24 protein-coding genes are annotated in these 21995 nt (G+C 59.9%); 8 read left to right on the top strand and 16 right to left on the bottom strand.

Annotated features, from left to right (window positions below; all coding sequences use genetic code 11):
- The first annotated feature begins 117 nt into the window (after positions 1–117).
- From CKW19_RS21395 to CKW19_RS21405, 3 genes are read left to right on the top strand one after another with little or no spacing between them, the layout of a single operon-like run.
- Positions 118–1125 (top strand): methionine ABC transporter ATP-binding protein, encoded by a 1008-nt coding sequence (locus CKW19_RS21395; protein WP_095059726.1) that lies wholly within the window; start codon positions 118–120, stop codon positions 1123–1125.
- Positions 1125–1799 carry a methionine ABC transporter permease gene (locus CKW19_RS21400; protein ID WP_095059727.1) on the top strand — a complete coding sequence of 225 codons (675 nt, stop codon included), beginning with the start codon at positions 1125–1127 and terminating at the stop codon, positions 1797–1799. The genes CKW19_RS21395 and CKW19_RS21400 overlap by 1 nt, the downstream gene beginning before the upstream one ends.
- Positions 1800–1859: 60 nt before the next feature.
- A complete protein-coding gene (locus tag CKW19_RS21405; protein ID WP_095059728.1) occupies positions 1860–2630 on the top strand; it encodes a MetQ/NlpA family ABC transporter substrate-binding protein in 771 nt (256 codons plus the stop codon).
- Between the two features lie 141 nt (positions 2631–2771).
- Here CKW19_RS21405 and CKW19_RS21410 read toward each other — a convergent pair whose 3' ends face one another.
- The 5 genes from CKW19_RS21410 to CKW19_RS21430 are packed head-to-tail and all read right to left on the bottom strand — an operon-like array spanning position 2772 to position 6671.
- Entirely contained in the window at positions 2772–3407 is a 636-nt protein-coding gene (locus CKW19_RS21410) for an SCO family protein (RefSeq protein WP_095059729.1), read from the bottom strand.
- Positions 3404–4303: a heme o synthase gene (gene cyoE, locus CKW19_RS21415; RefSeq protein WP_095059730.1), complete on the bottom strand. Its 900-nt coding sequence runs from the start codon at positions 4301–4303 to the stop codon at positions 3404–3406. The genes CKW19_RS21410 and cyoE overlap by 4 nt, the downstream gene beginning before the upstream one ends.
- Complete coding sequence (locus CKW19_RS21420) at positions 4291–5361, bottom strand: heme A synthase (protein WP_095059731.1); 1071 nt, start codon at positions 5359–5361, stop codon at positions 4291–4293. The genes cyoE and CKW19_RS21420 overlap by 13 nt, the downstream gene beginning before the upstream one ends.
- Positions 5362–5371: 10 nt before the next feature.
- Positions 5372–5965, bottom strand: a complete 594-nt coding sequence (locus CKW19_RS21425) for a hypothetical protein (RefSeq protein ID WP_095059732.1) — start codon at positions 5963–5965, stop codon at positions 5372–5374.
- The gene (locus tag CKW19_RS21430; RefSeq protein ID WP_095059733.1) at positions 5931–6671 is read right to left on the bottom strand and encodes an SURF1 family protein; all 741 of its coding nucleotides are present in this window, start codon (positions 6669–6671) and stop codon (positions 5931–5933) included. The genes CKW19_RS21425 and CKW19_RS21430 overlap by 35 nt, the downstream gene beginning before the upstream one ends.
- Positions 6672–6742: 71 nt before the next feature.
- Between CKW19_RS21430 and CKW19_RS21435 the strand changes: the two genes are divergently transcribed.
- The gene (locus CKW19_RS21435; protein ID WP_053152840.1) at positions 6743–6946 is read left to right on the top strand and encodes a twin transmembrane helix small protein; all 204 of its coding nucleotides are present in this window, start codon (positions 6743–6745) and stop codon (positions 6944–6946) included.
- A gap of 5 nt (positions 6947–6951) precedes the next feature.
- Here the strand turns inward: CKW19_RS21435 and CKW19_RS21440 are convergent, their stop codons facing one another.
- The 4 genes from CKW19_RS21440 to coxB form a co-directional block, all read right to left on the bottom strand.
- Entirely contained in the window at positions 6952–7839 is an 888-nt protein-coding gene (locus tag CKW19_RS21440; protein ID WP_095059734.1) for a cytochrome c oxidase subunit 3, read from the bottom strand.
- Positions 7840–7864: 25 nt separating this feature from the next.
- Positions 7865–8416: a cytochrome c oxidase assembly protein gene (locus tag CKW19_RS21445; protein ID WP_095059735.1), complete on the bottom strand. Its 552-nt coding sequence runs from the start codon at positions 8414–8416 to the stop codon at positions 7865–7867.
- Between the two features lie 114 nt (positions 8417–8530).
- On the bottom strand, positions 8531–10123 hold the full coding sequence (gene ctaD, locus CKW19_RS21450; RefSeq protein WP_095059736.1) for a cytochrome c oxidase subunit I: 1593 nt from the start codon (positions 10121–10123) through the stop codon (positions 8531–8533).
- 82 nt (positions 10124–10205) lie between these two features.
- On the bottom strand, positions 10206–11333 hold the full coding sequence (coxB, locus tag CKW19_RS21455) for a cytochrome c oxidase subunit II (protein ID WP_095059737.1): 1128 nt from the start codon (positions 11331–11333) through the stop codon (positions 10206–10208).
- 369 nt (positions 11334–11702) lie between these two features.
- Here coxB and CKW19_RS21460 point away from each other — a divergent pair, with 369 nt between their 5' ends.
- Positions 11703–12353, top strand: a complete 651-nt coding sequence (locus CKW19_RS21460; RefSeq protein WP_095059738.1) for a hypothetical protein — start codon at positions 11703–11705, stop codon at positions 12351–12353.
- 118 nt (positions 12354–12471) lie between these two features.
- Here the strand turns inward: CKW19_RS21460 and CKW19_RS21465 are convergent, their stop codons facing one another.
- The 3 genes from CKW19_RS21465 to CKW19_RS21475 all read right to left on the bottom strand — a co-directional run bounded on the left by CKW19_RS21465 (position 12472) and on the right by CKW19_RS21475 (position 16122).
- Entirely contained in the window at positions 12472–13998 is a 1527-nt protein-coding gene (locus tag CKW19_RS21465; protein WP_095059739.1) for a SulP family inorganic anion transporter, read from the bottom strand.
- A 90-nt stretch (positions 13999–14088) separates the two neighbouring features.
- The gene (locus tag CKW19_RS21470; RefSeq protein ID WP_095059740.1) at positions 14089–14820 is read right to left on the bottom strand and encodes a carbonic anhydrase; all 732 of its coding nucleotides are present in this window, start codon (positions 14818–14820) and stop codon (positions 14089–14091) included.
- 243 nt (positions 14821–15063) lie between these two features.
- Entirely contained in the window at positions 15064–16122 is a 1059-nt protein-coding gene (locus CKW19_RS21475; RefSeq protein ID WP_095059741.1) for a PA0069 family radical SAM protein, read from the bottom strand.
- 199 nt (positions 16123–16321) lie between these two features.
- Between CKW19_RS21475 and CKW19_RS21480 the strand changes: the two genes are divergently transcribed.
- On the top strand, positions 16322–16627 hold the full coding sequence (locus CKW19_RS21480) for a hypothetical protein (RefSeq protein ID WP_095059742.1): 306 nt from the start codon (positions 16322–16324) through the stop codon (positions 16625–16627).
- A gap of 63 nt (positions 16628–16690) precedes the next feature.
- Here the strand turns inward: CKW19_RS21480 and CKW19_RS21485 are convergent, their stop codons facing one another.
- Both CKW19_RS21485 and prlC read right to left on the bottom strand, forming a co-directional pair.
- On the bottom strand, positions 16691–16972 hold the full coding sequence (locus CKW19_RS21485; RefSeq protein WP_095059743.1) for a YheV family putative zinc ribbon protein: 282 nt from the start codon (positions 16970–16972) through the stop codon (positions 16691–16693).
- Positions 16969–19020 (bottom strand): oligopeptidase A, encoded by a 2052-nt coding sequence (prlC, locus tag CKW19_RS21490; RefSeq protein WP_095059744.1) that lies wholly within the window; start codon positions 19018–19020, stop codon positions 16969–16971. Before prlC ends, CKW19_RS21485 begins: the two co-directional genes overlap by 4 nt.
- Positions 19021–19108: 88 nt before the next feature.
- On the opposite strand from prlC, the gene CKW19_RS21495 reads away from it, so the two are divergent.
- Both CKW19_RS21495 and CKW19_RS21500 read left to right on the top strand, forming a co-directional pair.
- The gene (locus CKW19_RS21495; protein WP_095059745.1) at positions 19109–19654 is read left to right on the top strand and encodes a gamma carbonic anhydrase family protein; all 546 of its coding nucleotides are present in this window, start codon (positions 19109–19111) and stop codon (positions 19652–19654) included.
- Between the two features lie 28 nt (positions 19655–19682).
- Positions 19683–20333 carry an HAD family hydrolase gene (locus CKW19_RS21500; RefSeq protein WP_095059746.1) on the top strand — a complete coding sequence of 217 codons (651 nt, stop codon included), beginning with the start codon at positions 19683–19685 and terminating at the stop codon, positions 20331–20333.
- Between the two features lie 102 nt (positions 20334–20435).
- Here CKW19_RS21500 and CKW19_RS21505 read toward each other — a convergent pair whose 3' ends face one another.
- Entirely contained in the window at positions 20436–21059 is a 624-nt protein-coding gene (locus CKW19_RS21505) for an ABC-type transport auxiliary lipoprotein family protein (protein WP_095059747.1), read from the bottom strand.
- Positions 21056–21994, bottom strand: a complete 939-nt coding sequence (locus tag CKW19_RS21510; RefSeq protein ID WP_095059748.1) for an MlaD family protein — start codon at positions 21992–21994, stop codon at positions 21056–21058. Before CKW19_RS21510 ends, CKW19_RS21505 begins: the two co-directional genes overlap by 4 nt.
- Position 21995: the final 1 nt, after the last annotated feature.

Genomic DNA, 21995 nt, shown 5'->3' on the forward strand with positions numbered 1-21995 from the left:
TTGCTAAATGGCAGGACAAATACGAAATAAATGCTAAGAACCTCTATACGGACAGGCTAAAATGCGCGCCCGGCTAACCGCTGATCCTTTTCTAACGCGCCCCACAAGGTTCGCTACGTGATCGAGTTTCAAAACGTCCACAAAACCTACCGCGTCGCCGGTAAGGAAATCCCCGCACTGCATCCGACCAGTCTGACGATTGAGAACGGGCAGGTTTACGGCTTGATCGGTCATTCCGGCGCAGGAAAAAGTACCCTGCTGCGTCTGATCAATCGCCTGGAAAATGCCAGCGGCGGCAAGATCATCGTCGACGGTGAAGAAGTCACCGCGCTCGACGCCAACGGCCTGCGCCGCTTCCGTCAGCAGGTCGGGATGATTTTCCAGCACTTCAACCTGCTGGCCTCCAAGACCGTCGCCGACAACGTGGCGCTGCCGCTGACCCTGGCCGGCGAACTGTCGCGCAGCGAGATCGATGCGCGCGTGGCCGAATTGCTGGCGCGAGTCGGTTTGTCCGACCACGCCAAGAAGTACCCGGCGCAGTTATCCGGCGGACAGAAGCAGCGCGTGGGCATTGCCCGCGCCCTGGCGACCAAGCCGAAAATCCTGCTGTGCGATGAAGCCACCAGCGCCCTCGACCCGCAGACCACTGCGTCGGTCCTGCAATTGCTGGCCGAGATCAACCGCGAGTTGAAGCTGACCATCGTCCTGATCACCCACGAGATGGACGTGATCCGCCGCGTTTGCGATCAAGTGGCGGTGATGGATGCCGGCGTGATCGTCGAGCAAGGTTCGGTGGCCGAGGTGTTCCTGCATCCCAAGCACCCGACCACCAAACGCTTCGTGCAAGAAGACGAGCAGATCGACGAAGGCGAACAGCGTGACGACTTTGCGCACGTCCCGGGCCGCATCGTGCGTCTGACGTTCCAGGGCGAAGCGACCTACGCGCCGTTGCTCGGCACCGTCGCCCGCGAAACGGGTGTGGACTACAGCATCCTCGCCGGTCGTATCGACCGCATCAAAGACATCCCTTACGGGCAACTGACCCTGGCCGTGACCGGCGGTGACATGGAAGCAGCCTTCGCCCGCTTCACCGCGGCTGACGTCCACATGGAGGTGCTGCGCTAATGGAAGCCCTGACAAGTTTCTTCGCCAATATCGACTGGTTCGAAATCTGGCTGGCCACCGGCGACACGATGCTGATGCTCGGCGGTTCGCTGTTGTTCACCGTATTGCTCGGTTTGCCGCTGGGCGTTCTGCTGTTCCTGTGCAGCCCGCGCCAGTTGCTGGAAGCCAGAGGCATCTACGCGATGTTGTCGCTGGCGGTGAACATCCTGCGTTCGCTGCCGTTCATCATCCTGTTGATCGTGATGATTCCGTTCACTGTGTTGATCACTGGCACCTCCCTCGGTGTTGCCGGCGCGATCCCGCCGCTGGTGGTCGGGGCCACGCCGTTTTTCGCACGGCTGGTGGAAACCGCCCTGCGTGAAGTGGATCGCGGCATCATCGAAGCGACCCAGGCCATGGGCGCGACCACGCGGCAGATCATCGTCAATGCCTTGCTGCCGGAAGCCCGCCCGGGCATTTTCGCAGCGATTACGGTGACAGCAATTACGCTGGTGTCCTACACGGCAATGGCCGGTGTTGTAGGCGCTGGCGGTCTGGGTGACCTGGCGATCCGTTTCGGTTACCAGCGTTTCCAGACCGATGTCATGGTGGTGACTGTGGTGTTGCTGCTGGTCCTGGTTCAGGTACTGCAAACCGTAGGCGACAAACTGGTCGTCCACTTTTCCCGTAAGTAAGAAATGAGCCGGCCATTCGCTGGCAGGTGCCAAACGGGCACCTCATATGGAGTTAGCTGAATGAAAAAACTACTCGTGGCCTTCGCGGCCGTTGCCGCGTTCTCTGCTCACGCTGAAACCCTGACCGTCGCGGCCACCCCGGTACCGCACGCCGAGATCCTCGAATTCGTGAAGCCGACCCTGGCCAAAGAAGGCGTGGACCTGAAGGTCAAAGTCTTCACCGACTACATCCAGCCGAACGTACAGGTTGCGGAAAAGCGTCTGGACGCCAACTTCTTCCAGCACCAGCCGTACCTGGATGAGTTCAACAAAGCCAAGGGCACCAGCCTGGTTTCCGTGGCCGGCGTACACCTTGAACCCCTGGGCGCTTACTCCAGCAAATACAAAACTCTGGAAGAGCTGCCAAGCACCGCCACCGTAGTCATCCCGAACGACGCCACCAACGGCGGCCGTGCGCTGTTGCTGCTGCAAAAGGCCGGTGTGATCCAGTTGAAGGATGCGAACAACATCCTGTCGACCGTCAAGGACATCACCGCGAACCCGAAAAACCTGAAGTTCCGCGAACTGGAAGCCGCCACCATCCCGCGCGTGCTGACCCAGGTCGACCTGGCGCTGATCAACACCAACTACGCGCTGGAAGCCAAGCTTGATCCGGCCAAGGACGCGCTGTTCATCGAAGGCAGCGACTCGCCGTACGTGAACATTCTCGTGGCCCGTCCGGACAACAAAGACAGCGACGCGATGAAGAAACTGGTCGCTGCCCTGCACAGCCCGGAAGTGAAAGCCTTCATTCTCGAGAAGTACAAAGGCGCAGTCGTGCCGGCGTTCTGATCTGTTGCTGAAATGAAAAAAGGAGCTCCTCGGAGCTCCTTTTTTTACGCCTGGAATTCGGACTCCGTAGGAGCCGGCTTGCTGGCGATTGCGATTCACCGACGCCATCGCCAGCAAGCCGGCTCCTACAAGGGTCGTGTGCTAGTTACGTTTGAGCATGACCGGCAACTGCGCCACCAGTTTCACGTTGTTCAACGGCGCCCGAATGAACCCGCGCTGGGTGCCGTCAGGTCCGATCACGGCGAGGTTGCCGCTGTGGTCCACGGTGTAGTTGGGTTTGCTGGTGTCAGCCGGGATGAACGGGATGCTCAGCGCGTTGGCGACTTTCTGCAGTTCTTCGATCGAGGTCGGGGTCAGGCCGATGAATTGCGGATCGAAGTAGCCCAGGTACTGCTTGAGCTGCTTGGGCGTATCGCGATTGGGGTCGACGCTGACCAGCACGATTTGCAGTTTATCCACCGCCTCGGGTGGTAACTCACTCTTGATCTGACGCAGCTGCGCCAGCGTGGTCGGGCAGATGTCCGGGCAGAAGGTGTAACCGAAGAACACCAGGCTCCACTTGCCTTTCAACTCGTTGATGGTGACCGGTTTACCGTCCTGATCGGTCATCGTCACGTCCGGCAGGTTGCGGCTCTGCGGCAACAGGATGATGCCGGCGTCGATCAACGCTGTCGGGTCGCCCTGGCCCTTGCCGGACAGCACTTTGTTGATGGTCAGGCCCAGGACCAGTGCGATCAGGGCCACAAGGATGAAGACGGTTTTCTGGGTTCGAGTCATAGGTTCAACAGTAAGTAGTGGTCTACGAGCAGGGCGATAAACAGCAGGAACAAGTAGTAAATAGAGTACTTGAACGTGTTGATCGCCGCGTGCGGCCGAGTGCCACGGTACAGCACCACGGCCCATTGCAGAAATCGCGCACCCAGCCCAAGCGCGCACACCAGATAGAGCGTGCCGCTCATGTGAATCACGTAGGGCATCAGGCTGACGGCGAGCAACACGAAGGTGTAAAGCAGGATGTGAACCTTGGTGTAGTGCTCGCCATGGGTGACCGGCAGCATCGGGATGTCGGCCTTGGCGTATTCCTCTTTGCGATGAATCGCCAGTGCCCAGAAGTGCGGCGGGGTCCAGGCGAAGATGATCAGCACCAACAGCAGCGGTTCGGCGCTGACGTGACCGGTGGCTGCGGTCCAGCCGAGCAACGGTGGCGCGGCACCGGCGAGGCCGCCGATGACGATGTTCTGCGGGGTCGCACGTTTCAGGAACCCGGTGTAGATCACCGCGTAGCCGAGCAATGAGGCAAGGGTTAGCCACGCGGTCAGCGGGTTGGTGAAGGCCAGCAGCATGGCTTGCCCGAGGGCGGCCAGGACCAGCGCGAAGGTCAGCGCCGCCGTCGGCGAGACCCGGCCTTCGGCCAATGGCCGCTTGTGGGTGCGCGCCATGATCGCGTCGATGCGCCGGTCCACCACATGGTTGACCGCCGCCGCACCACCGGCACACAGGGCGATCCCCAGATTGCCGAACACCAGCACCGTCCACGGCACCCCGGCGCGGGTCGCGAGGAACATCCCGACCAGCGAGGTGATGAGCATCAGCACGACTACTTTGGGCTTGGTCAGCTCCAGGTAGTCACGCCAGATCGCCTGACTGGGACGTTCGCCGATCAGAATCGCCATGGCATTTCTCCTTTTATTGTTATGGGCCCGGCTGAGTGTTTACGCGGGCTGAAATGCCAGCGCGTTTGCTTGACCCGGACCAGGCTGGTCCGGGCGTGGTAATTGACCAGCACCAGGGTCAGCAACAACGCCGCCCCGCCCGCGTTGTGCGCAACGGCCACCGGTAATGGCAGATGGAACAGCACATTGCTGATGCCCAGGGTGATTTGAGCGGCGAGGGCGATCAACACCAGGCCTGCCAGGCGCGTCATGCCGACCGCTTTGAGTTGCCAGGCCAGGCCGACCAATACCAAAGTCACCAGCAGGGCGCCGATACGGTGCGTCAAATGAATCGCCGTGCGCGCGTCGCTGTCCAGTTGCCCGCCGAGGTAATTCGGGCCGATGTGTTGGGTCAGGTGAAAGCCGTTGGCGAAGTCCGCTGCGGGCATCCATTGGCCGTGACAGGTCGGGAAGTCGATGCAGGCCACCGCGGCATAGTTGGAACTGACCCAGCCACCGAGGGCGATTTGCCCGATCACCAGCAACAGCCCCGCCGTCGCCCAGTGCTGCAAACGTCGCGGCACGGTCAGCGCCGGCAGCACGCCGGACAAACGCAAGGTCAGCAAAAACAACAGGCTCAAGGTCGCAAACCCGCCGAGCAAATGCCCGGTAACCACTTGCGGCCAGAGCTTGAGCGTCACCGTCCACATGCCGAACGCGGCTTGGCCGATCACGACCGCCAGCAGGAACAACGGCAACTTCACCGGTTGCCCCGGATGGCGACGATGCACCCAGGCGCGACCGGCCAGCACCGCGATCAACAGCCCCAGGGTGCCGGCGAAGTAGCGGTGGACCATCTCGTTCCAACCCTTGTGGGCCTCGACTGGTGCGTCCGGAAAATGCAGTTCGGCATGGGCCAGCTGGGCTTCGCTTTTCGGCACGCTGATAAAGCCGTAGCAGCCCGGCCAGTCCGGGCAGCCGAGGCCGGCGTGGGTCAGGCGAGTGTAGGCACCGAGCAACACCACAATCAGTGCCAGCAAGGTGGCAAACAGCGCGAGGCGAAATCCAGGTTTGGCCATGACGATGCCCTTATCCGATGTTCGACAGTTTCAGCAGGTGACGCAGGTCGTTAAGCAGGTCCTTGCCCTTCACCGACGGGTCGTAGCGCAGCACCAGATTGCCGTGGGGATCGATAATCCACAGTTGCGGCACGCTCTGGTCGCCGGTGGTGCGGCTGAAGGTGGTCAGGTCCAGTGGATAGCGTTGCAGTTGAGGATATTCCCGTTGCAGCTTGGCGTCGTAGTCGGCGCTCAGCGGTTGCGCGGCGGCCAGGGCATGGCTGGCGCGGGACGCGTCGCGACTGAGGCCGATCTGGACTTGCCGCGCCAGATACACCAGCTGCTGGCAGTCCACCGCGCAATCCTTGGGCGCCGTCACCAACATCTGCCAACGATCGTCCTGGGCCTGCACGCCAATATCGGCACGGGTCTGACCGTTGCCGATCAGTTCGCCGTGGTAACTGCGGCCCTCGGGCACCCAGAAATTCAGCTTGTACATGCCGGTGGCGAGGATCATCGGACCGATCACCCCGAGCAGGATCAATAGCAACTGCAAGCGGCCCTTGCGCCGGTTCACCGACGGTTTTGCCTCAGACATGCTGGGTGGATTCATGGCCGCTCCCATGGTGTTTCTCCTTTGCGTTGTGCCAGCCGAGATAGAGATAAAGACCGAACAGGGCGATCGCCATAGCGAACCACTGCACGGCATAAGCGATGTTTTTTTCCGGCCCCATGGCCACCACCGGCCAATCGGCCTGATAGGTCGCGGCGCCGGTTTCGGCACGTAATTCGTAGGCAAACCCTTCACGGCTGAGCGTGCTCCAGAGTCTGGCCGGTTCAACCGCCGTCACCAGTTGCGGCCAGGTGTTGCTATCCGGATCGGCATGCAGCTGGAAGGTGGCACCGGGGGAAACGTAGACCCAGGCGTCGAGACTCAAGGCTTGTGTGGGGGTGGTGAATTGCGGCGGGGTGCGCCGGTCCGGCCAGGGCAGCCAGCCACGATTGATCAGCAGCCAGAGCCCGGTCGCGTGGTCCCGGAACGGTTGCAGCAACTCGACCCCGACCTTGCCGTCGCGCTGGCGGTTATCCAGCAGCAGGCTGTGCGCAGCGTCGAACTCGCCCTGCAGACGAACCCGGCGAAAGGCCGGGTCCTGAGTGTGTTGCAACTCGGTGCTGGCCATCGGTTCGGCAGCCCGGCGCTCGGCGTAGTTTTGTAGCAGTGCGCTTTTCTCCGCGCCCCGGCTCAACTGCCAGAACCCCAGGGACACCAACAGCGGCAGCAACAGCGCCACGACCACTGTCGGCACGACGCCCGGCCGGAAACGCTTCATGGCGTCGCCCGCAAATCGGTCCGTGCGATAGCTATACTCAAGTGCATCGCTTGTCCCCCCGGAGTCTCACCATGCTCAAAGCAGCCATCGTCCTGATGCTGATTGCCACGGTTGTCAGCCTGTTCAGCGGCCTGTTTTTTCTGGTCAAGGACGACAGCAGCTCAAACCGCCTCGTCATTGCCTTGAGTGTTCGTGTGACTTTGGCCGCCCTGACCCTGGGTTTGATTACCTGGGGCTTTTTCAGCGGCCAACTGGTCTCCCATGTGCCTTGGTAAAAGGTTTAGAGCACGTAAACGAACACGAACAACCCGATCCACACCACGTCTACAAAGTGCCAATACCAACTCGCTGCCTCGAAAGCGAACTGGTGCTCGTTATCGAAATGCCCGCGCATGATCCGCATCAGCATCACGAACAGGATGATGGTGCCAATGGTCACGTGCGCACCGTGGAAACCGGTGAGCATGAAGAAGGTCGCGCCGTAGATGCCGGAACCCAGAGTCAGGCCCAGCTCGTGGTAGGCGTGGATGTATTCTTCAGCCTGAAAGCCAAGGAACGCGCAGCCGAGCAGCACCGTGATCGCCAGCCAGATTTTCAGCGCGCCGCGATGGCCTTTTTTCAAGGCATGGTGGGCGATGGTCACCGTCACGCTGGAACTCACCAGCAGCACCGTGTTGAGCAACGGCAGACCCCAAGGGCTGATGACGTCCTTGGGCGGTGGAAACAGTTTCGAGTCGGGGTTGTTCAGCAGCGGCCAGGTGAACTGGAAGTTCGGCCACAGCATGTGCGCCATGCCTTTGGCGCCTTCACCACCGAGCGCCGGCCCGGAAATGTGGCGCACATAAAACAGCGCGCCGAAGAAGGCGATGAAGAACATCACCTCCGAGAAGATGAACCAGCTCATGCCCCAGCGGAACGAGCGATCCATCTGTGCGCTGTACAAGCCGCTGCGACTTTCCTTGATCACCGTGCCGAACCAGCCGAACAGCATGTAAGCCACCAACAGCCCGCCGATGAAAAAGATCAGCGGCCCGTGGGATTCCGGTCGTGCAGCCTTCAGATCGTTGAACCAGGTCGCCAGACCGAACACCGTGACGAACATCCCGACCGTGGCGATGATCGGCCATTTGCTCTGGGCCGGGACGTAATAATGTTCATGAGTTGCCATTTATTGTTCTCCTTATCGGGCACGCTCAACCGCCAGTGATTACGGCTACCGGTGGATGTCGGGCGGTGATATCGAACAGCGTGTAAGACAGCGTCAGGTGCTTCACATCTTTGGGCATGTCACGGTCAACGATGAATCGCACCGGCATCTCGATCCGTTGACCGGGCTGCAGCACTTGCTGGGTAAAGCAGAAACATTCGGTCTTGTGGAAATACGCCGCCGCGGCGCTTGGCGCGATGCTCGGCACGGCCTGGGCGCTCATCGGTTTATCGGTGGGGTTGTGGGCGATGAAGATCATCTCGTTCACCGCCCCCGGGTTCGCGGTCAACTCGTCATGCTTGGGGTAAAAGTCCCATGGCATGTCGGCGGTGTTGGTCGACAGAAACTGCACGCGCACCTGCCGCGAGGTGTCGACCGTTTGCTCACCTTCGTACTGCCCGGCGGTCTTGCCGTTGATGCCGAAGGCCCTGCACATCACGTCGTAGATCGGCACCAGGGCAAACCCGAACACAAACATCGCCACCACCACGGTCAGCAGACGCGTGACCAGTTTCTTCATCGAAATTGAGTCAGCCATGACTTCTAACCCCTACTCCAAATCCTGTAGGAGCTGGCTTGCCAGCGATAGCGGTGTGTCTGACACACCGTTTTAGCTTCATCGCCAGCAAGCCGGCGCCTACAAGGGCGTTGTTCATTTCACTTCCGGCGGCGTAGTGAAGGTGTGATACGGCGCCGGTGACGGAATGCTCCACTCCAGGCCTTCCGCCCCATCCCACGGTTTGGCCGGGGCTGGCGGGCCGCCGCGAATGGTCTTGATCACGATGAACAGGAAGAAGATCTGCGTGGCGCCGAACATGAATGCGCCGATCGACGACACCATGTTGAAGTCGGCGAATTGCAGGTTGTAGTCCGGAATCCGCCGAGGCATGCCCGCCAACCCCACAAAGTGCATCGGGAAGAAAGCCATGTTCATACCGATGAACGACAGCCAGAAATGCAGCTTGCCGAGGGTTTCGTCGTACATGTGGCCGGTCCATTTCGGCATCCAGTAGTAGGCCGAAGCGAAGATCCCGAAGATCGCCCCCGGCACCAATACATAGTGGAAGTGCGCGACCACGAAGTAGGTGTCCTGATACTGGAAGTCCGCCGGGGCGATGGCCAGCATCAACCCGGAGAACCCGCCGATGGAGAACAGGATCACGAACGCCACCGCAAACAGCATCGGCGTCTCGAACGTCAGCGAGCCTTGCCACATGGTGCTGGCCCAGTTGAACACCTTCACGCCCGTTGGCACCGCGATCAGCAGCGTGGCGTACATAAAGAACAACTCGCCCACCAGCGGAATGCCGACCACGAACATGTGGTGCGCCCAGACGATGAACGACAGGAAGGCGATACTCGCCGTGGCGTAGACCATCGAGGTGTAACCGAACAGCGGCTTGCGCGAGAAAGTCGGGATGATTGCGCTGACGGCACCGAAGGCCGGCAGGATCATGATGTACACCTCGGGGTGACCGAAGAACCAGAACACATGCTGGAACAACACCGGATCTCCGCCACCGGCGGCACTGAAGAAGCTGGTGCCGAAGTGGATGTCCATCAGCATCATCGTCACGCACCCGGCCAATACCGGCATCACCGCGATCAGCAGGAACGCGGTGATCAGCCAGGTCCAGACGAACAGCGGCATTTTCATCAGCGTCATGCCGGGGGCGCGCAGGTTGAGGATGGTGGCGATCACGTTGATCGCGCCCATGATCGAACTGATCCCCATCAAGTGGATGGCAAAGATGAAGAACGTCACGCTTTCCGGTGCATACGTCGTCGACAACGGCGCGTAGAACGTCCAGCCGAAGTTCGGCCCGCCACCGGGGGTGAACAGGGTCGAGATCAGCAGAATGAACGCCGCCGGCAACAGCCAGAAACTGAAGTTGTTCATGCGCGGCAAGGCCATGTCCGGCGCGCCGATCATCAGCGGAACCATCCAGTTGGCGAGGCCGACGAACGCCGGCATCACCGCACCGAAGACCATCACCAGACCGTGCATGGTGGTCATCTGGTTGAAGAATTCTGGCTGGACGATTTGCAGCCCCGGCTGAAACAGCTCGGCGCGAATCACCATCGCGAACGAGCCGCCCAGCAGGAACATGGAGAACGCAAACCACAGGTACAGCGTGCCGATGTCCTTGTGGTTGGTGGTCAGCACCCAACGCATCAGGCCTTTGGCGGGGCCGTGGGCGTGGTCGGTGGCGGTATGAACATGTTCATCGATTACAGCAGTCATGTCCTGTCTCCTGCAAACAGATGGGCTGGGCAGGCCGGGGTACATTGCCCCGACCGGTTCCTTACGTGCGCAATAGACCGGGTCATTTGCTTTCCGCCTGTTTCAGCTCCAGCACTTCTTTTGGCGTGACCATGTCGCCCTTGTTGTTGCCCCAGGCGTTGCGTTCATAGGTCACGACCGCTGCGATATCGACTTCCGAGAGCTGTTTGCCGAACGCCGCCATCGCTGTGCCAGGCTTGCCATGGAAGACAATGCCCAGGTGAGCGTCTTTCGGCCCGGTGGCGATTTTCGAGCCCTTGAGTGGCGGGAACATCGGTGGCAGGCCCTGCCCCTCGGCCTGGTGACAGGCCACACAGGCGGTGTGATAGACCTTGTCACCGCGCTCCTTGAGCTCGTCGAGTGTCCATTCCTTGCTGGTCAGCTCTTTGAGTTGCGCGGCCTCAGCCTTGCGCTCGGCCAACCATTTTTCGTAATCGGCCTTTTCCTTGACCTCGACCACGGTCGGCATGAATCCGTGATCCTTGCCGCACAGTTCAGCGCACTGGCCGCGATAGATGCCGGGCTTTTCGACGCGGGTCCAGGCTTCGTTGACGAACCCCGGAATCGCATCGCGCTTGACCGCGAAGGCCGGCACCCACCAGGAGTGGATCACGTCCGCGGACGTCACCAGGAAGCGCACCTTGGCACCGACCGGCAACACCAACGGCTTGTCGACCTCAAGCAGGTAATGCTCGCCCTTGGCTTCCTTGTTGTGGATCTGATCGGCGGGTGTGGCCAGGTTGCTGAAGAACTCGACGTCCTGGCCCAGGTATTTGTAGTGCCACTTCCACTGATAACCGGTGACCTGGATATCGATCTCCGGCTCACTGGCGTCGTACATCTTGATCAGGGTCGCGGTAGCGGGAATCGCCATCACCACCAGGATAAGAAAGGGCACGATGGTCCAGAGGATTTCGACGGTGGTGCTTTCATGAAATTTGGCGGCCACCTGCCCGGTCGAGCGGCGGTGGAGGATCATCGACCAGAACATGGCCCCAAAGACGATGATGCCGATCACTACACAGATCCAGAAAATGGTCATGTGCAGGTCAAACACAGCGTGACTGATTTCAGTCGCTCCAGGCGCCATATTCACAGTCCAGGCCGCTTGCGCCTGACTGAAAATCGACCACAACAGGAGGCCCATCCAGACATGTGGATGTCGCATCATTGCGGGTTCCCCTTATCGTTCTTGTTATCCCGCCGGCTTTCACCTGCGGCAAGGGAGCGGCTGCATCAGACTACGAACTTGAGCACCGGGCCTTGCTGCATATGCAGTCGGGCGTCATCAGCTAACTCCATTCCAACCCGAGTATAGACAGCACCTCCGACCTCGCAATGTGAAGGCGTAAATGATCTGAAACAGCATTCACTTGCTTTGTAGGGTGCGAATGGAGAAGGATGCAGACGAGTGGTGGCGAACCGATATAACGGGGGCGTCTCAAGGATGAAATAATTATGACAAATGCGTCTTAGCATTTTTCGTAAGCCAGCTAAGTTATGTCTTCCATATTTCATTGCCTTGTTCCCTGGAGTTTTCATGAACACCGCCGCATTGCGCGAGCAGATCCAAACAGCCCAACAACACGAAGCCGAGACCCGCCTGCTGACACGTCAGCTGGAAAATAAACTGCCTCATCTACACCCGGCGATCCAACTGCCGGAAACCGATACCAACGGCGTTCTGACGCGTTTTGTCGCCGCCTACATTGAAGAAGTACCTGATCTGCTGGATGCAGCCAATGAAGTCGCCAGGGAAGCGGGCATTGAGTCACAGATCAAACCGGTGCTGAAAATCGCCGAACAGTATTTCATTCAGCCACCCGCCATCATGGCCGGGCACATCGGGCTGGACGGTTTGCTGGACGAAGCCTATCTGGCGCACCGTTTTGTCGAAGAGGTCAACGACCTGTACATCAAGCATTTCGGCCAGCCACTGATCCCTTTGGACATGACTGTCGCCAACCTGATTGCTCACCAATTGATCGGTGAGGAATTTGCCAACCAACTGGACGAAGTGGTGCATCACGCCATTGACGAGATGCTCAACGACGAAAGCTTCGCGCTGGAATCGGTGGAAGCCTACCGTGAGAAACTCAACAGCCCGGACACCGGCGCCGCGTGGAAACGCTGGCCGTGCATGTCCCGCCGCCTGGGCGTAGGCCTGGAACTGGATCAGCCGGCGGCTTGATCCACCGGTAAACACATCCCCTGTAGGAGCGAGCTTGCTCGCGATGAGGCCATGTCATTCAACATCAATGTTGACTGATCCGCCTCTATCGCGAGCAAACTCGCTCCTGCATTGGTTTTTAGCCAGCCGCACCGATACCGGTGTTGGTACGAACCCTGCCTTCAAGCCTGCGCTTCAACCCTCGCGACTCAATCAACAGTTTCGAGCCCTTGGCCGAATTCGCCCGTCCCCATTCCTCCAGCAATTCCAGACACGAATGATCGATGTAGCTCAGGTTATTGAGCGGCACATGCACCGTCGTACCCGCAGGAATGCTGCCCAGCACCTGGGTCAGCGCCGGCACTTTGAGGAAGGTCGCCGCGCCCACCAGACGCAATTCCATTTCCCCCTCCTGTGGCAGGTCGATCAGGCTGATTTTCAAGCGTGAGGCTTTCAACGCCAGCTTCACCAACGTCAAGCCAAAGCCGATCAACACACCCGTCAGCAGATCCGTGAACACGATGGCGAGGGCGGTGGCCGCATAGGTGAACATCGGCGCTCGACCATAGCGGCCCAAACCGCGAAAGACCTTGAGGTCCACCAGTTTGAAACCGGTGTACACCAACACGCCCGCCAGGCTCGCCACCGGAATGCTCTGCAGCACGCTGGACAGCAACAGCACGAACGCCAGCAACCACAGCCCGTGGAATATGGTCGAGAAGCGGGTCGTGGCGCCGGCCTGCACGTTGGCCGAACTGCGCACAATAACGCCCGTCATCGGCAATGCACCGAGCAAGCCGCACAACATGTTGCCGATACCTTGCGCCGACAGTTCCCGGTCGAAGTCCGAGCGCTGCCCGCTGTGCATGCGATCAACCGCCGCGGCCGAAAGCAGCGTCTCGGCGCTGGCGATGAAGGCCACGGCAAACGCGGCAATCAGCAAGGTCGGATCAGCCAGGTTGAGCAAATCCGCCGGTTTCAGCCAGTCGATGGCCTCCGTCAGGTTGGCCGGCACTTCAACCCGTTTGACCTGCAATGCCAACACCAGGCTGGCAAGTGTTGCCAGACCGACGCCCAGCAGCGCGCCGGGGATGAAGCGCAGGGATTGTGGGCGGAATTTTTCCCACAGCCACATGACGACAATCGTCGACAACCCGAGCAAACCGGCTTGCCATCCCAGCGTCGGCAACGCCTGAGCCAGCGCAGCCGGGAAACCGGCCAGGTTATCCAGACCCGAGGGTTTAGGCACGGCATCCAGCATCACATGCACCTGGGACAGAACAATCAGCACGCCGATCCCGGCCAACATGCCGTACACCACCGCAGGTGCTGTCACGCGAAACCAGCAACCCAGTTTCAAACGACCGGCCACCAGTTGCAGAAAACCCGCGAGCAACAGAATCGGCCCGAGCATGGCGATGCCGTGCTCGCGCACCAGTTCGAACACCAGAACCGCCAGGCCCGCCGCCGGGCCGCTGACTTGCAGCGGCGAACCGGCCAGCCAACCGACCACCAGGCCACCGATGATGCCCGTTATCAGACCTTTGGCCGGTGGCAGTCCCGAGGCAATCGCGATGCCCATGCACAAGGGCAGGGCGACCAGAAACACAACCACCGAAGCCAGCAGCTCCCGTGGCAGAACAGTTTTGAGTTGAGCTGCACGCATGGTGAGTCTCCCGAAGTTTTCTTCAGGCATGGCAAAGCCGGGCTGCCTGATCGGCAGCCTCGGCTAAACCACACAAGGATTTAGGAGTATTTAGAAGCGCGCTTTGGGCGTCGCCACGGGAATCGGCAGGCTGCCATTGAGCGGCAGGAAACAACCTTTATCAGCGTCGTAGGCTTTGATTTCGCTGGTTTCGATGTTGTAGACCCAGCCGTGGATAAACAACTGACCGTTGGCCATGCGCGAGGCCACCGACGGGTGGGTGCGCAAATGCTGCAACTGGGCGATGACATTCTCTTCGGTGAGGATGTGCATGCTTTCGCTTTCGTTGGCGCAATTGCAGTTGTCCTGGACCATGGTCTTCGCCACTTCGGCATGCCGCAGCCAGGCTTTGACCGTGGGCATTTTTTCCAGGCTCTGGGGGTTCAGCACCGCACGCATCGCACCGCAATCAGAATGCCCGCAGATGATGATGTGATGCACACCGAGGGCCAGCACCGCGTACTCGATGGCGGTGGAAACACCACCGTTCATTTGCCCGTAGGGCGGCACAACGTTGCCGACGTTGCGGGTCACGAACAAATCGCCGGGAGCGCTTTGGGTGATCAGTTCCGGAACGATGCGCGAGTCGGCGCAAGCGATGAACATCGCGCGCGGCCGTTGGGCCGTGGCGAGTTTTTTGAAGAGTTCTTCCTGCTGCGGAAAGATCTCATGATGAAAATGCAAAAAGCCTTCAACGATATGCTGCAGCGCTGCATCGGCGGTTTCCGCCTCGGGTTCGGCGGAAGCCGACGCAGCCAACGGCTGTTTATCCTTGTCACTCATGATTCATCCTCTTTGGCGGAGTCAGGGAATCTTCCCGTGTTGTCCGGTATGAAGCCAGTGCCTGTGTAAAAAACATCCAGGCCGAGCATCTCGACCCATCAGTCACTCGATGAACAAGGTAGCGGCCGAATCTTAATTCAAACTGAAGAAACCGCTCTGGAATGCGTGTTCCAGATCACAAAAAACGTGACCAGCCTAATGGCAAAGTGAAATCCACCGTACTCAACCATAGGCCAATTGTCCTCAAATCAACGACATCTGGCGACCCGGCGGACAAAAGGCATCACAGTCCAGATTAAAGCCTTCCCGGTGATTGAGTCCCAGACGCCTGATCGCTTTGCTAAAACGTTGCGCCAACAGGTCGGCAAAAGGACCTTCACCACGCATTCGCGCACCAAAGCGACTGTCGTAGAGTTCGCCGCCCCGGCTCTGGCGAATCAGGCTCAACACGTGCGCGGCCCGTTGCGGGTAGTGGGCAGCCAGCCACTCTTCAAACAACGGCGCCACTTCCAGCGGCAGGCGCAACATCATATACGCAGCGCTTTGCGCCCCGGCCGCCTGAGCCTCGGTGAGCAGGCTTTCGAGTTCGCTGTCGTTGATCATCGGAATCATCGGGGAACACAACACGCCGACCGGAATGCCCGCGTCGCGCATCACCCGGATCGCGCGAAGCCTGGCCTTGGGCGCCGCCGCGCGGGGTTCAAGGATGCGCTTGAGTTCGTCGTCCAGGCTGGTCAGGCTGATCATCACCGCCACCAGCCTGTGCCGGGCCAGCTCGGTCAGCAGGTCGAGGTCGCGCAGAATCAGCGAGCCCTTGGTGACGATGGTCACCGGATGCCGGTAGCGCAGCAGCACTTCGAGGGTTTGTCGGGTGATCTTGTATTCGCGCTCGATCGGCTGGTATGGATCGGTGTTGGAACCCAGATTGATCGGCGCGCATTGATAGCCGCGTTTGGACAGCTGTTGCTCCAGCACATCGACGGCATTGGTCTTGGCGATCAGTTTTGTTTCGAAATCCAGCCCCGGCGACATGTCCCAGTAAGCGTGGCTCGGCCTCGCGTAACAATAAATGCAGCCGTGTTCGCAACCGCGATAGGGGTTGATTGAACGATCAAAGGGCAAGTCCGGCGAAGTGTTGCGGGTGATGATGGATTTCGCCGTCTCAATGCTCACCTCGGTACCCTGCGTGGTGGGCACCTCTTGATACCAGCCGTCGTCCTCAGCCACTGATCGGCTGGGGGCGAAGCGATTATGGGGATTGGTCGCGGTGCCGCGGCCACGTGGGGGCAAGGGCGTGTGCATGGGGAAACCCTGATAACTGTATGCGCATACAGTATCCCGACAAGAACGCGCTCACCAGTGCCGTTCGGCATTTTCCTGGAGGCTGGTTAGTGCGAAGCAACTAAGAGATACAGATAACGGCTGGCTCAAAAGTTTGAAACACCGGTATCGTTGTTTCGCTGCACACAGGGATATTCATATTAATTAAAAGGATTTAGTGATGTCGTTCTTCAACCGTCGCGGTATCTTTCTGCAAAAGCTTGGCCCAACTATTGTCGACCCAAATGAAGTTCTCGTTTCAATGCAGTTCGCATTGAAAGAGGACGGATGGGATGCTGAAAACTCGCTGAAAACCACGGCGCTGCTAGATTCCACCAGCCTGATCGCCTCTTCGTATGATGGCGGAAAATCGTTCAACCTCGGCAACGTCAATAAAGACATTGATGGAGACGGCGATATCGACGCCGATGACAAGGCCAAACTTCTGGCACTGGCTAAAGCCTATGTCGATATTGTCAGGCCTTGATTAAAACTTAAAAAAAGCCCCCATTGCAGGACGCAATGGGGGCTTTTTTGATTACTCGTTTTATTACTCGTCCGACTTCTTCTTGAGCTTCGGATTCGGGAAAAACTGAACCGCCTGAACCTTGGTATCCGGAGCTTTTGGCGCGGTGACGTTCACCCGCGTTCCCAGCTCCTTGGGCACCGAAAGCCCCTGTTCATTCAGCGTGTCAGAGTATCCACAAGCCACGCACTCGCGATGTGGCACGCTGTCCTCATTCCACATCATCAGTTTGTCCGGCTCGCTGCAGGCCGGGCAGACCGCCCCGGCGATAAAGCGTCGTTTGGTAATCACAATCCCCTCACTCATGCTGCCGCGTCCTCACTCAGGCCGCTGTGGCGCAAGAGTGCGTCAATCGAAGGCTCACGGCCACGGAAGTCGACGAACAGCACCATCGGTTCCTGGGAACCACCGCGCGCAAGGATCGCTTCACGGAATGCGCGACCGGTGTCGGCGTTGAGCACGCCGTCCTCTTCGAACTTCGAAAACGCATCCGCCGACAACACTTCAGCCCACTTGTAGCTGTAGTAACCCGCCGCGTAACCGCCAGCGAAGATGTGCGCAAAGCTGTTGGGGAAACGGTTGTAAGCCGGTGGCCGCATGACCGAAACCTCGTCACGCACGCCTTCGAGCAATTGCAGCACGCTGCGGCCATCGCCGTGGGTGGCATGCAATTCGAAGTCGAACAGCGAGAATTCCAGTTGGCGGACCATCATCAGGCCGGACTGGAAGTTTTTCGCTGCGAGCATCTTCTGCAGCAAGTCTTGCGGCAGTGGTTCGCCGCTTTCGTAATGACCGGAAATCAGCGCCAGGCCTTCCGGCTCCCAGCACCAGTTTTCCATGAACTGGCTCGGCAGCTCGACCGCGTCCCAAGCAACGCCGTTAATGCCGGACACACCGGCGTGCTCGACGCGGGTCAGCAGGTGGTGCAAGCCGTGACCGAACTCGTGGAACAGCGTGGTCACTTCATCGTGGGTCAGCAGCGCAGGCTTGCCGCTGTCGGCCGGGGTGAAGTTGCACACCAGGTTGGCCACCGGGCTTTGCAATACGCCCTCGGCGGTACGGCGACGGTCGCGGGCGCCGTCCATCCAGGCTCCGCCACGCTTGTTGGCGCGGGCATAGAGGTCGAAGAAGAAGCGGCCGACGTGCTGGCCGTTTTCCTTGATTTCAAACAGGCGAACATCCGGGTGCCAGGTGTCGAAGCCTTTCTGTTCGGCAATCTCGATGCCGTACAGGCGCTGAACAATGGCGAACAGGCCGCCCAGCACTTTATCGATCGGGAAGTAGGCGCGCAGGGCTTCCTGGGCCACGCTGTAGCGTTGTTCACGGAGTTTTTCACCGTAGAAACCGCTGTCCCAGCTTTGCAGATCCGGGCAACCCTGTTCGGCGGCGTACGCCTTCAGCTGCTCCAGATCCTGAGCGGCGAACGGCTTGCTGCGCTTGGCCAGGTCGCGCAGGAAACTCAGCACCTGATCGCTGGACTCGGCCATTTTGGTCGCCAGGCTCAGTTCCGAAAAACTGGCGAAGCCCAAGAGCTTGGCCAGCTCCTGACGCAGGTCGAGGATTTCTTCCATGACCGGGCCGTTGTCGTTCTGGCCGGCGTTCGGGCCTTGGTCCGACGCACGGGTGCAGTAGGCGGCGTAGACTTCTTCGCGCAACGCACGGTCGTGGGCGTAGGTCATCACCGCGTAGTAGCTCGGGAATTCCAGGGTGATCAGCCAGCCGTCCAGGCCTTTGGCTTGCGCGGCGGCCGCCATTTGCGCCTTGGCCGAATCGGTCAGGCCGGCGAGGGCGGCTTCATCGGTGAGGTGCTTGGTCCACGCCTGGGTGGCGTCGAGCAACTGGTTGGAAAAGCGGCTGCCCAACTCGGACAACTTGCTTTGCACTTCGGCGTAGCGCTTCTGCTCAGCTTCCGGCAGGTCGATACCCGACAGACGGAAGTCACGCAGGGAGTGTTCCAGAATAGTCTTCTGCGCCACGTCGAAACCGGCGGCTTCCGGACTGTTGGCCAAGGCTTCGAAGGCCTGGAACAGTTCGCGGTTCTGGCCCATCTCGGTGGAATAGGCACTCAAGGCCGGCAGGCACGACTCGTAGGCTTCGCGCAGTTCGGCGCTGTTGCACACGGCGTTGAGGTGGCTGACCGGACTCCAGGCAGCGCCGAGGCGATCATTGAGCTCGTCCATCGCCAGCACCAGGCCGGCCCAGGTCGGCTGTTTGCCCTGGGTCTTGAGGATCTCGAGGATGGCGGCGCGGTTGTCAGCCAGGATCTGTTCAATGGCCGGCTGCACGTGTTCGGCACGGATCGCAGAGAACGGCGGCAAGTCGTAGGACTGCAAAAGAGGGTTGTTCACGCTCACAGTGGGCACCTTGGCTGGAGAAACATGCGGCCATCTTAATTACAATCGACGCTCACCGCAGCTATCAGCAACAGAGAGAAACCCTATCGTGAACCTTCGCAAGTATCAGAACCACACGCCGTTGCTGGGCAACGGGGCATTTGTCGACCGTTCGGCGGTGGTGATCGGCGACGTCGAGATCGGCGAAGACAGCTCGGTGTGGCCGTTGACGGTGATCCGCGGCGACATGCACCGCATCCGCATCGGCGCACGCACCAGCGTGCAGGACGGCTGCGTGCTGCACATCACCCACGCCGGGCCGTTCAACCCGGACGGTTACCCGCTGTTGATCGGTGATGATGTGACCATCGCCCACAAAGTCATGCTCCACGGTTGCTCGGTGGGCAGCCGGGTGCTGATCGGCATGGGCAGCATTGTCATGGACGGTGCCGTGGTCGAAGACGACGTGATCATCGGCGCCGGCAGCCTGGTGCCGCCGGGCAAACGCCTGGAAAGCGGTTTTCTGTACGTGGGCAGCCCGGTGAAACAGATCCGGCCGCTGACGGACAAGGAACAGGCCTTTTTCACCTACAGCGCGGCGAACTACGTGAAGCTCAAGGATCTGCATCTGGCCGAAGGCTACGACCAGCTCTGAACCGGCGCACCAACATCCAGGAATTTTCATGCATTACCAAACCGTTTTGTTCGACCTCGATGGCACCCTGACCGACCCGCGCGAAGGCATCACCCGTTCGATCCAGTTCGCCCTGAGCAAACTGGGGATCGATGAGCCGGACCTGAGCAAACTCGAACACTTCATCGGCCCGCCGCTGTTGCAGGCGTTCATGCAGTTCTACGACTTCGACGAGCCGAAAGCGTGGAAGGCGGTGAATTTCTACCGCGAGCGCTTCAAGGTGACCGGCCTGTACGAAAACCGCGTGTTCGACGGCGTCACCCCGCTGCTCGAAACCCTGGGCGGGCAAGGGCGACAGCTATACATCGCGACCTCGAAGCCTTGGATTTTCGCGCGGGAAATCGCCCGGCATTTCGACTTCGCCAAACACTTCAAGGTGATTTACGGCAGCGAACTGGACGGCACCCGGACCAACAAGGTCGAGTTGATCGCCCATCTGATCGCTGAAGAAGGCCTGGACCCGGCCAACACCTTGATGATCGGCGACCGTAAACACGACCTGATCGGCGCACGCAGCAATGGCCTGGACGCGGCAGCGGTGGGTTATGGCTTCGGCAGCCATGAAGAATTGAGCGCCGAAGCGCCGGCGTATCACTTTGAAACGCTGGAAGCGATGCATCAGGCGTTTTTGCGTCGCTGAAGGCGCCTGTAGGAGCAATCTTGCTCGCGATGACGCTCGCACATTCAAAATCAATGTGACTGACAGACCGCTATCGCGAGCTCGCTCCTACAGAGGACTGCATCAGGGTCTGGGTGGCGGGGCGAGCCTCTGCCCTTGTTCAACCGCCCAGTTCACCACCTGCGTGGTCAATTGATCATTCGCCTGACCAAACCCGGCCACCACCGCAGGCACCTGTACATCATTCAGCGGCTGGCGTACTTCAAAGCGGCGACTGGCGAGGATGCGCTGGTCGTAACCGCGCACCAGCAAAGCATCCAGGCGCACGACCACGCTCGCCGAGGTGCCTTGGTACTCGGTCTGGAAGGCCTGCAGATTGCCGCCCAGTTCCAGGTCGCCATGAAAAAGGCTGTCATCGGTGCTCAACAGCGCCACCCGTCCGTCACGCTGAAAACCGTCCAGCAGACGATTGCGCAACAACACCGGCGCCGGGTCGCTCCAGCGTGAACCCTTGTAGTGGCTGAACACATCGCCCTGGGGAATCACTGCAATGTTCGGACTGTTCAACGCTTCGCTGGACTGGAATTTTGTCAGGCGCAGCGACCAGCGCTGCGGCGTGGCATGGCTGGCCGATGCGCTCTGGGCCGACGGCAATCGATAGATCTCGAAGGGCTCAGGCTTGGGCAGGATCGAGCACGAACAAATCAGGGTAACGCTGGCGAGCAAGGCCATTCGGGACAGCTTCATGGTGTGAATTCCTTGGTCTTGTCACTGCCCAGCAGGTAACCGCTGGGGTTGGCTTCCAGGCGTTGGGAGATGGTGCGCAAGGACGTCAGGGTTTCGCGCAGCTCGCGCACCGCCGGGGCCAGGCCGTTGAAGCCCTGCATGCCGCTGTTGATTGAGTCTTCGTTGGCGGCGAGCAATTTGTTGATGGTGGCGGTGCTCTGCTCCAGGGACTTCATGGCGTGCTCGGCGCTGCTGAACATCTGTTTACCGTTGTCATTGAGCAGACCGTTGGCGTTACGCATCAGGGCCGTGGTCTGCTCGAGCATGCTGTTGGCCTGCTTGCCGACCGAGGCCAGTTGCTGCATGGCCTGACGGATATCGCCGCGCTGATCGGCAATGGCTCCGGTGGTTTGCTCCAGATGCGCCAGGGTCTTGCTGATGTTCTCGATGTTGGCCGTGGAGAACATCCGGTTGGCGTTATGCATCAGCGTGCTCACCCCGGCCATCAGGTCTTCACTGTCATTGAGCAAACGGGCGATGGGCGACGGCGAAGCGACGATGGTCGGCAGGTTGCCGTCCTTGCCCTTGAGCGTCGGGCTTTGTGGTGTACCGCCGCTGAGCTGGATGATCGAGGTTCCGGTGACGCCGGTCAGGGCCAGTTTGGCCTGGGTGTCTTCCTTGACCGGGGTATCGCCGGCCAGACGGATCCGTGCCAGCACCCGGCGCGGGTCTTTCGGGTCCAGGCGCAGCGTCACCACGTCGCCGACCTTGATCCCGCTGTACTGCACGGAACTGCCCTTGGACAGGCCGCTGACCGCCTCGTTGAACACGACTTCGTAATCCTTGAACTCGGTGTCGACGCTGGACTTGGCCAGGAACAAACCGAAAAGCAGGGCGCCTGCCACCACGATCACGGTGAACAGGCCGATCAACACATGATGGGCTCGGGTTTCCATG

The sequence above is a fragment of the Pseudomonas sp. Irchel s3f7 genome, assembly GCF_900187615.1.
Taxonomy (GTDB): Bacteria; Pseudomonadota; Gammaproteobacteria; order Pseudomonadales; family Pseudomonadaceae; genus Aquipseudomonas.

What these genes read in the sequence shown, in the direction of transcription:
- CKW19_RS21400 (WP_095059727.1), top strand. Translation starts at nt 1,125, where the DNA reads ATGGAAGCCCTGACAAGTTTCTTCGCCAATATCGACTGGTTCGAAATC.
- CKW19_RS21405 (WP_095059728.1), top strand. Translation starts at nt 1,860, where the DNA reads ATGAAAAAACTACTCGTGGCCTTCGCGGCCGTTGCCGCGTTCTCTGCT.
- CKW19_RS21410 (WP_095059729.1), bottom strand. Translation starts at nt 3,407, where the DNA reads ATGACTCGAACCCAGAAAACCGTCTTCATCCTTGTGGCCCTGATCGCA.
- cyoE (WP_095059730.1), bottom strand. Translation starts at nt 4,303, where the DNA reads ATGGCGATTCTGATCGGCGAACGTCCCAGTCAGGCGATCTGGCGTGAC.
- CKW19_RS21420 (WP_095059731.1), bottom strand. Translation starts at nt 5,361, where the DNA reads ATGGCCAAACCTGGATTTCGCCTCGCGCTGTTTGCCACCTTGCTGGCA.
- CKW19_RS21425 (WP_095059732.1), bottom strand. Translation starts at nt 5,965, where the DNA reads ATGGGAGCGGCCATGAATCCACCCAGCATGTCTGAGGCAAAACCGTCG.
- CKW19_RS21430 (WP_095059733.1), bottom strand. Translation starts at nt 6,671, where the DNA reads ATGAAGCGTTTCCGGCCGGGCGTCGTGCCGACAGTGGTCGTGGCGCTG.
- CKW19_RS21435 (WP_053152840.1), top strand. Translation starts at nt 6,743, where the DNA reads ATGCTCAAAGCAGCCATCGTCCTGATGCTGATTGCCACGGTTGTCAGC.
- CKW19_RS21440 (WP_095059734.1), bottom strand. Translation starts at nt 7,839, where the DNA reads ATGGCAACTCATGAACATTATTACGTCCCGGCCCAGAGCAAATGGCCG.
- CKW19_RS21445 (WP_095059735.1), bottom strand. Translation starts at nt 8,416, where the DNA reads ATGGCTGACTCAATTTCGATGAAGAAACTGGTCACGCGTCTGCTGACC.
- ctaD (WP_095059736.1), bottom strand. Translation starts at nt 10,123, where the DNA reads ATGACTGCTGTAATCGATGAACATGTTCATACCGCCACCGACCACGCC.
- coxB (WP_095059737.1), bottom strand. Translation starts at nt 11,333, where the DNA reads ATGATGCGACATCCACATGTCTGGATGGGCCTCCTGTTGTGGTCGATT.
- CKW19_RS21460 (WP_095059738.1), top strand. Translation starts at nt 11,703, where the DNA reads ATGAACACCGCCGCATTGCGCGAGCAGATCCAAACAGCCCAACAACAC.
- CKW19_RS21465 (WP_095059739.1), bottom strand. Translation starts at nt 13,998, where the DNA reads ATGCGTGCAGCTCAACTCAAAACTGTTCTGCCACGGGAGCTGCTGGCT.
- CKW19_RS21470 (WP_095059740.1), bottom strand. Translation starts at nt 14,820, where the DNA reads ATGAGTGACAAGGATAAACAGCCGTTGGCTGCGTCGGCTTCCGCCGAA.
- CKW19_RS21475 (WP_095059741.1), bottom strand. Translation starts at nt 16,122, where the DNA reads ATGCACACGCCCTTGCCCCCACGTGGCCGCGGCACCGCGACCAATCCC.
- CKW19_RS21480 (WP_095059742.1), top strand. Translation starts at nt 16,322, where the DNA reads ATGTCGTTCTTCAACCGTCGCGGTATCTTTCTGCAAAAGCTTGGCCCA.
- CKW19_RS21485 (WP_095059743.1), bottom strand. Translation starts at nt 16,972, where the DNA reads ATGAGTGAGGGGATTGTGATTACCAAACGACGCTTTATCGCCGGGGCG.
- CKW19_RS21500 (WP_095059746.1), top strand. Translation starts at nt 19,683, where the DNA reads ATGCATTACCAAACCGTTTTGTTCGACCTCGATGGCACCCTGACCGAC.
- CKW19_RS21505 (WP_095059747.1), bottom strand. Translation starts at nt 21,059, where the DNA reads ATGAAGCTGTCCCGAATGGCCTTGCTCGCCAGCGTTACCCTGATTTGT.
- CKW19_RS21510 (WP_095059748.1), bottom strand. Translation starts at nt 21,994, where the DNA reads ATGGAAACCCGAGCCCATCATGTGTTGATCGGCCTGTTCACCGTGATC.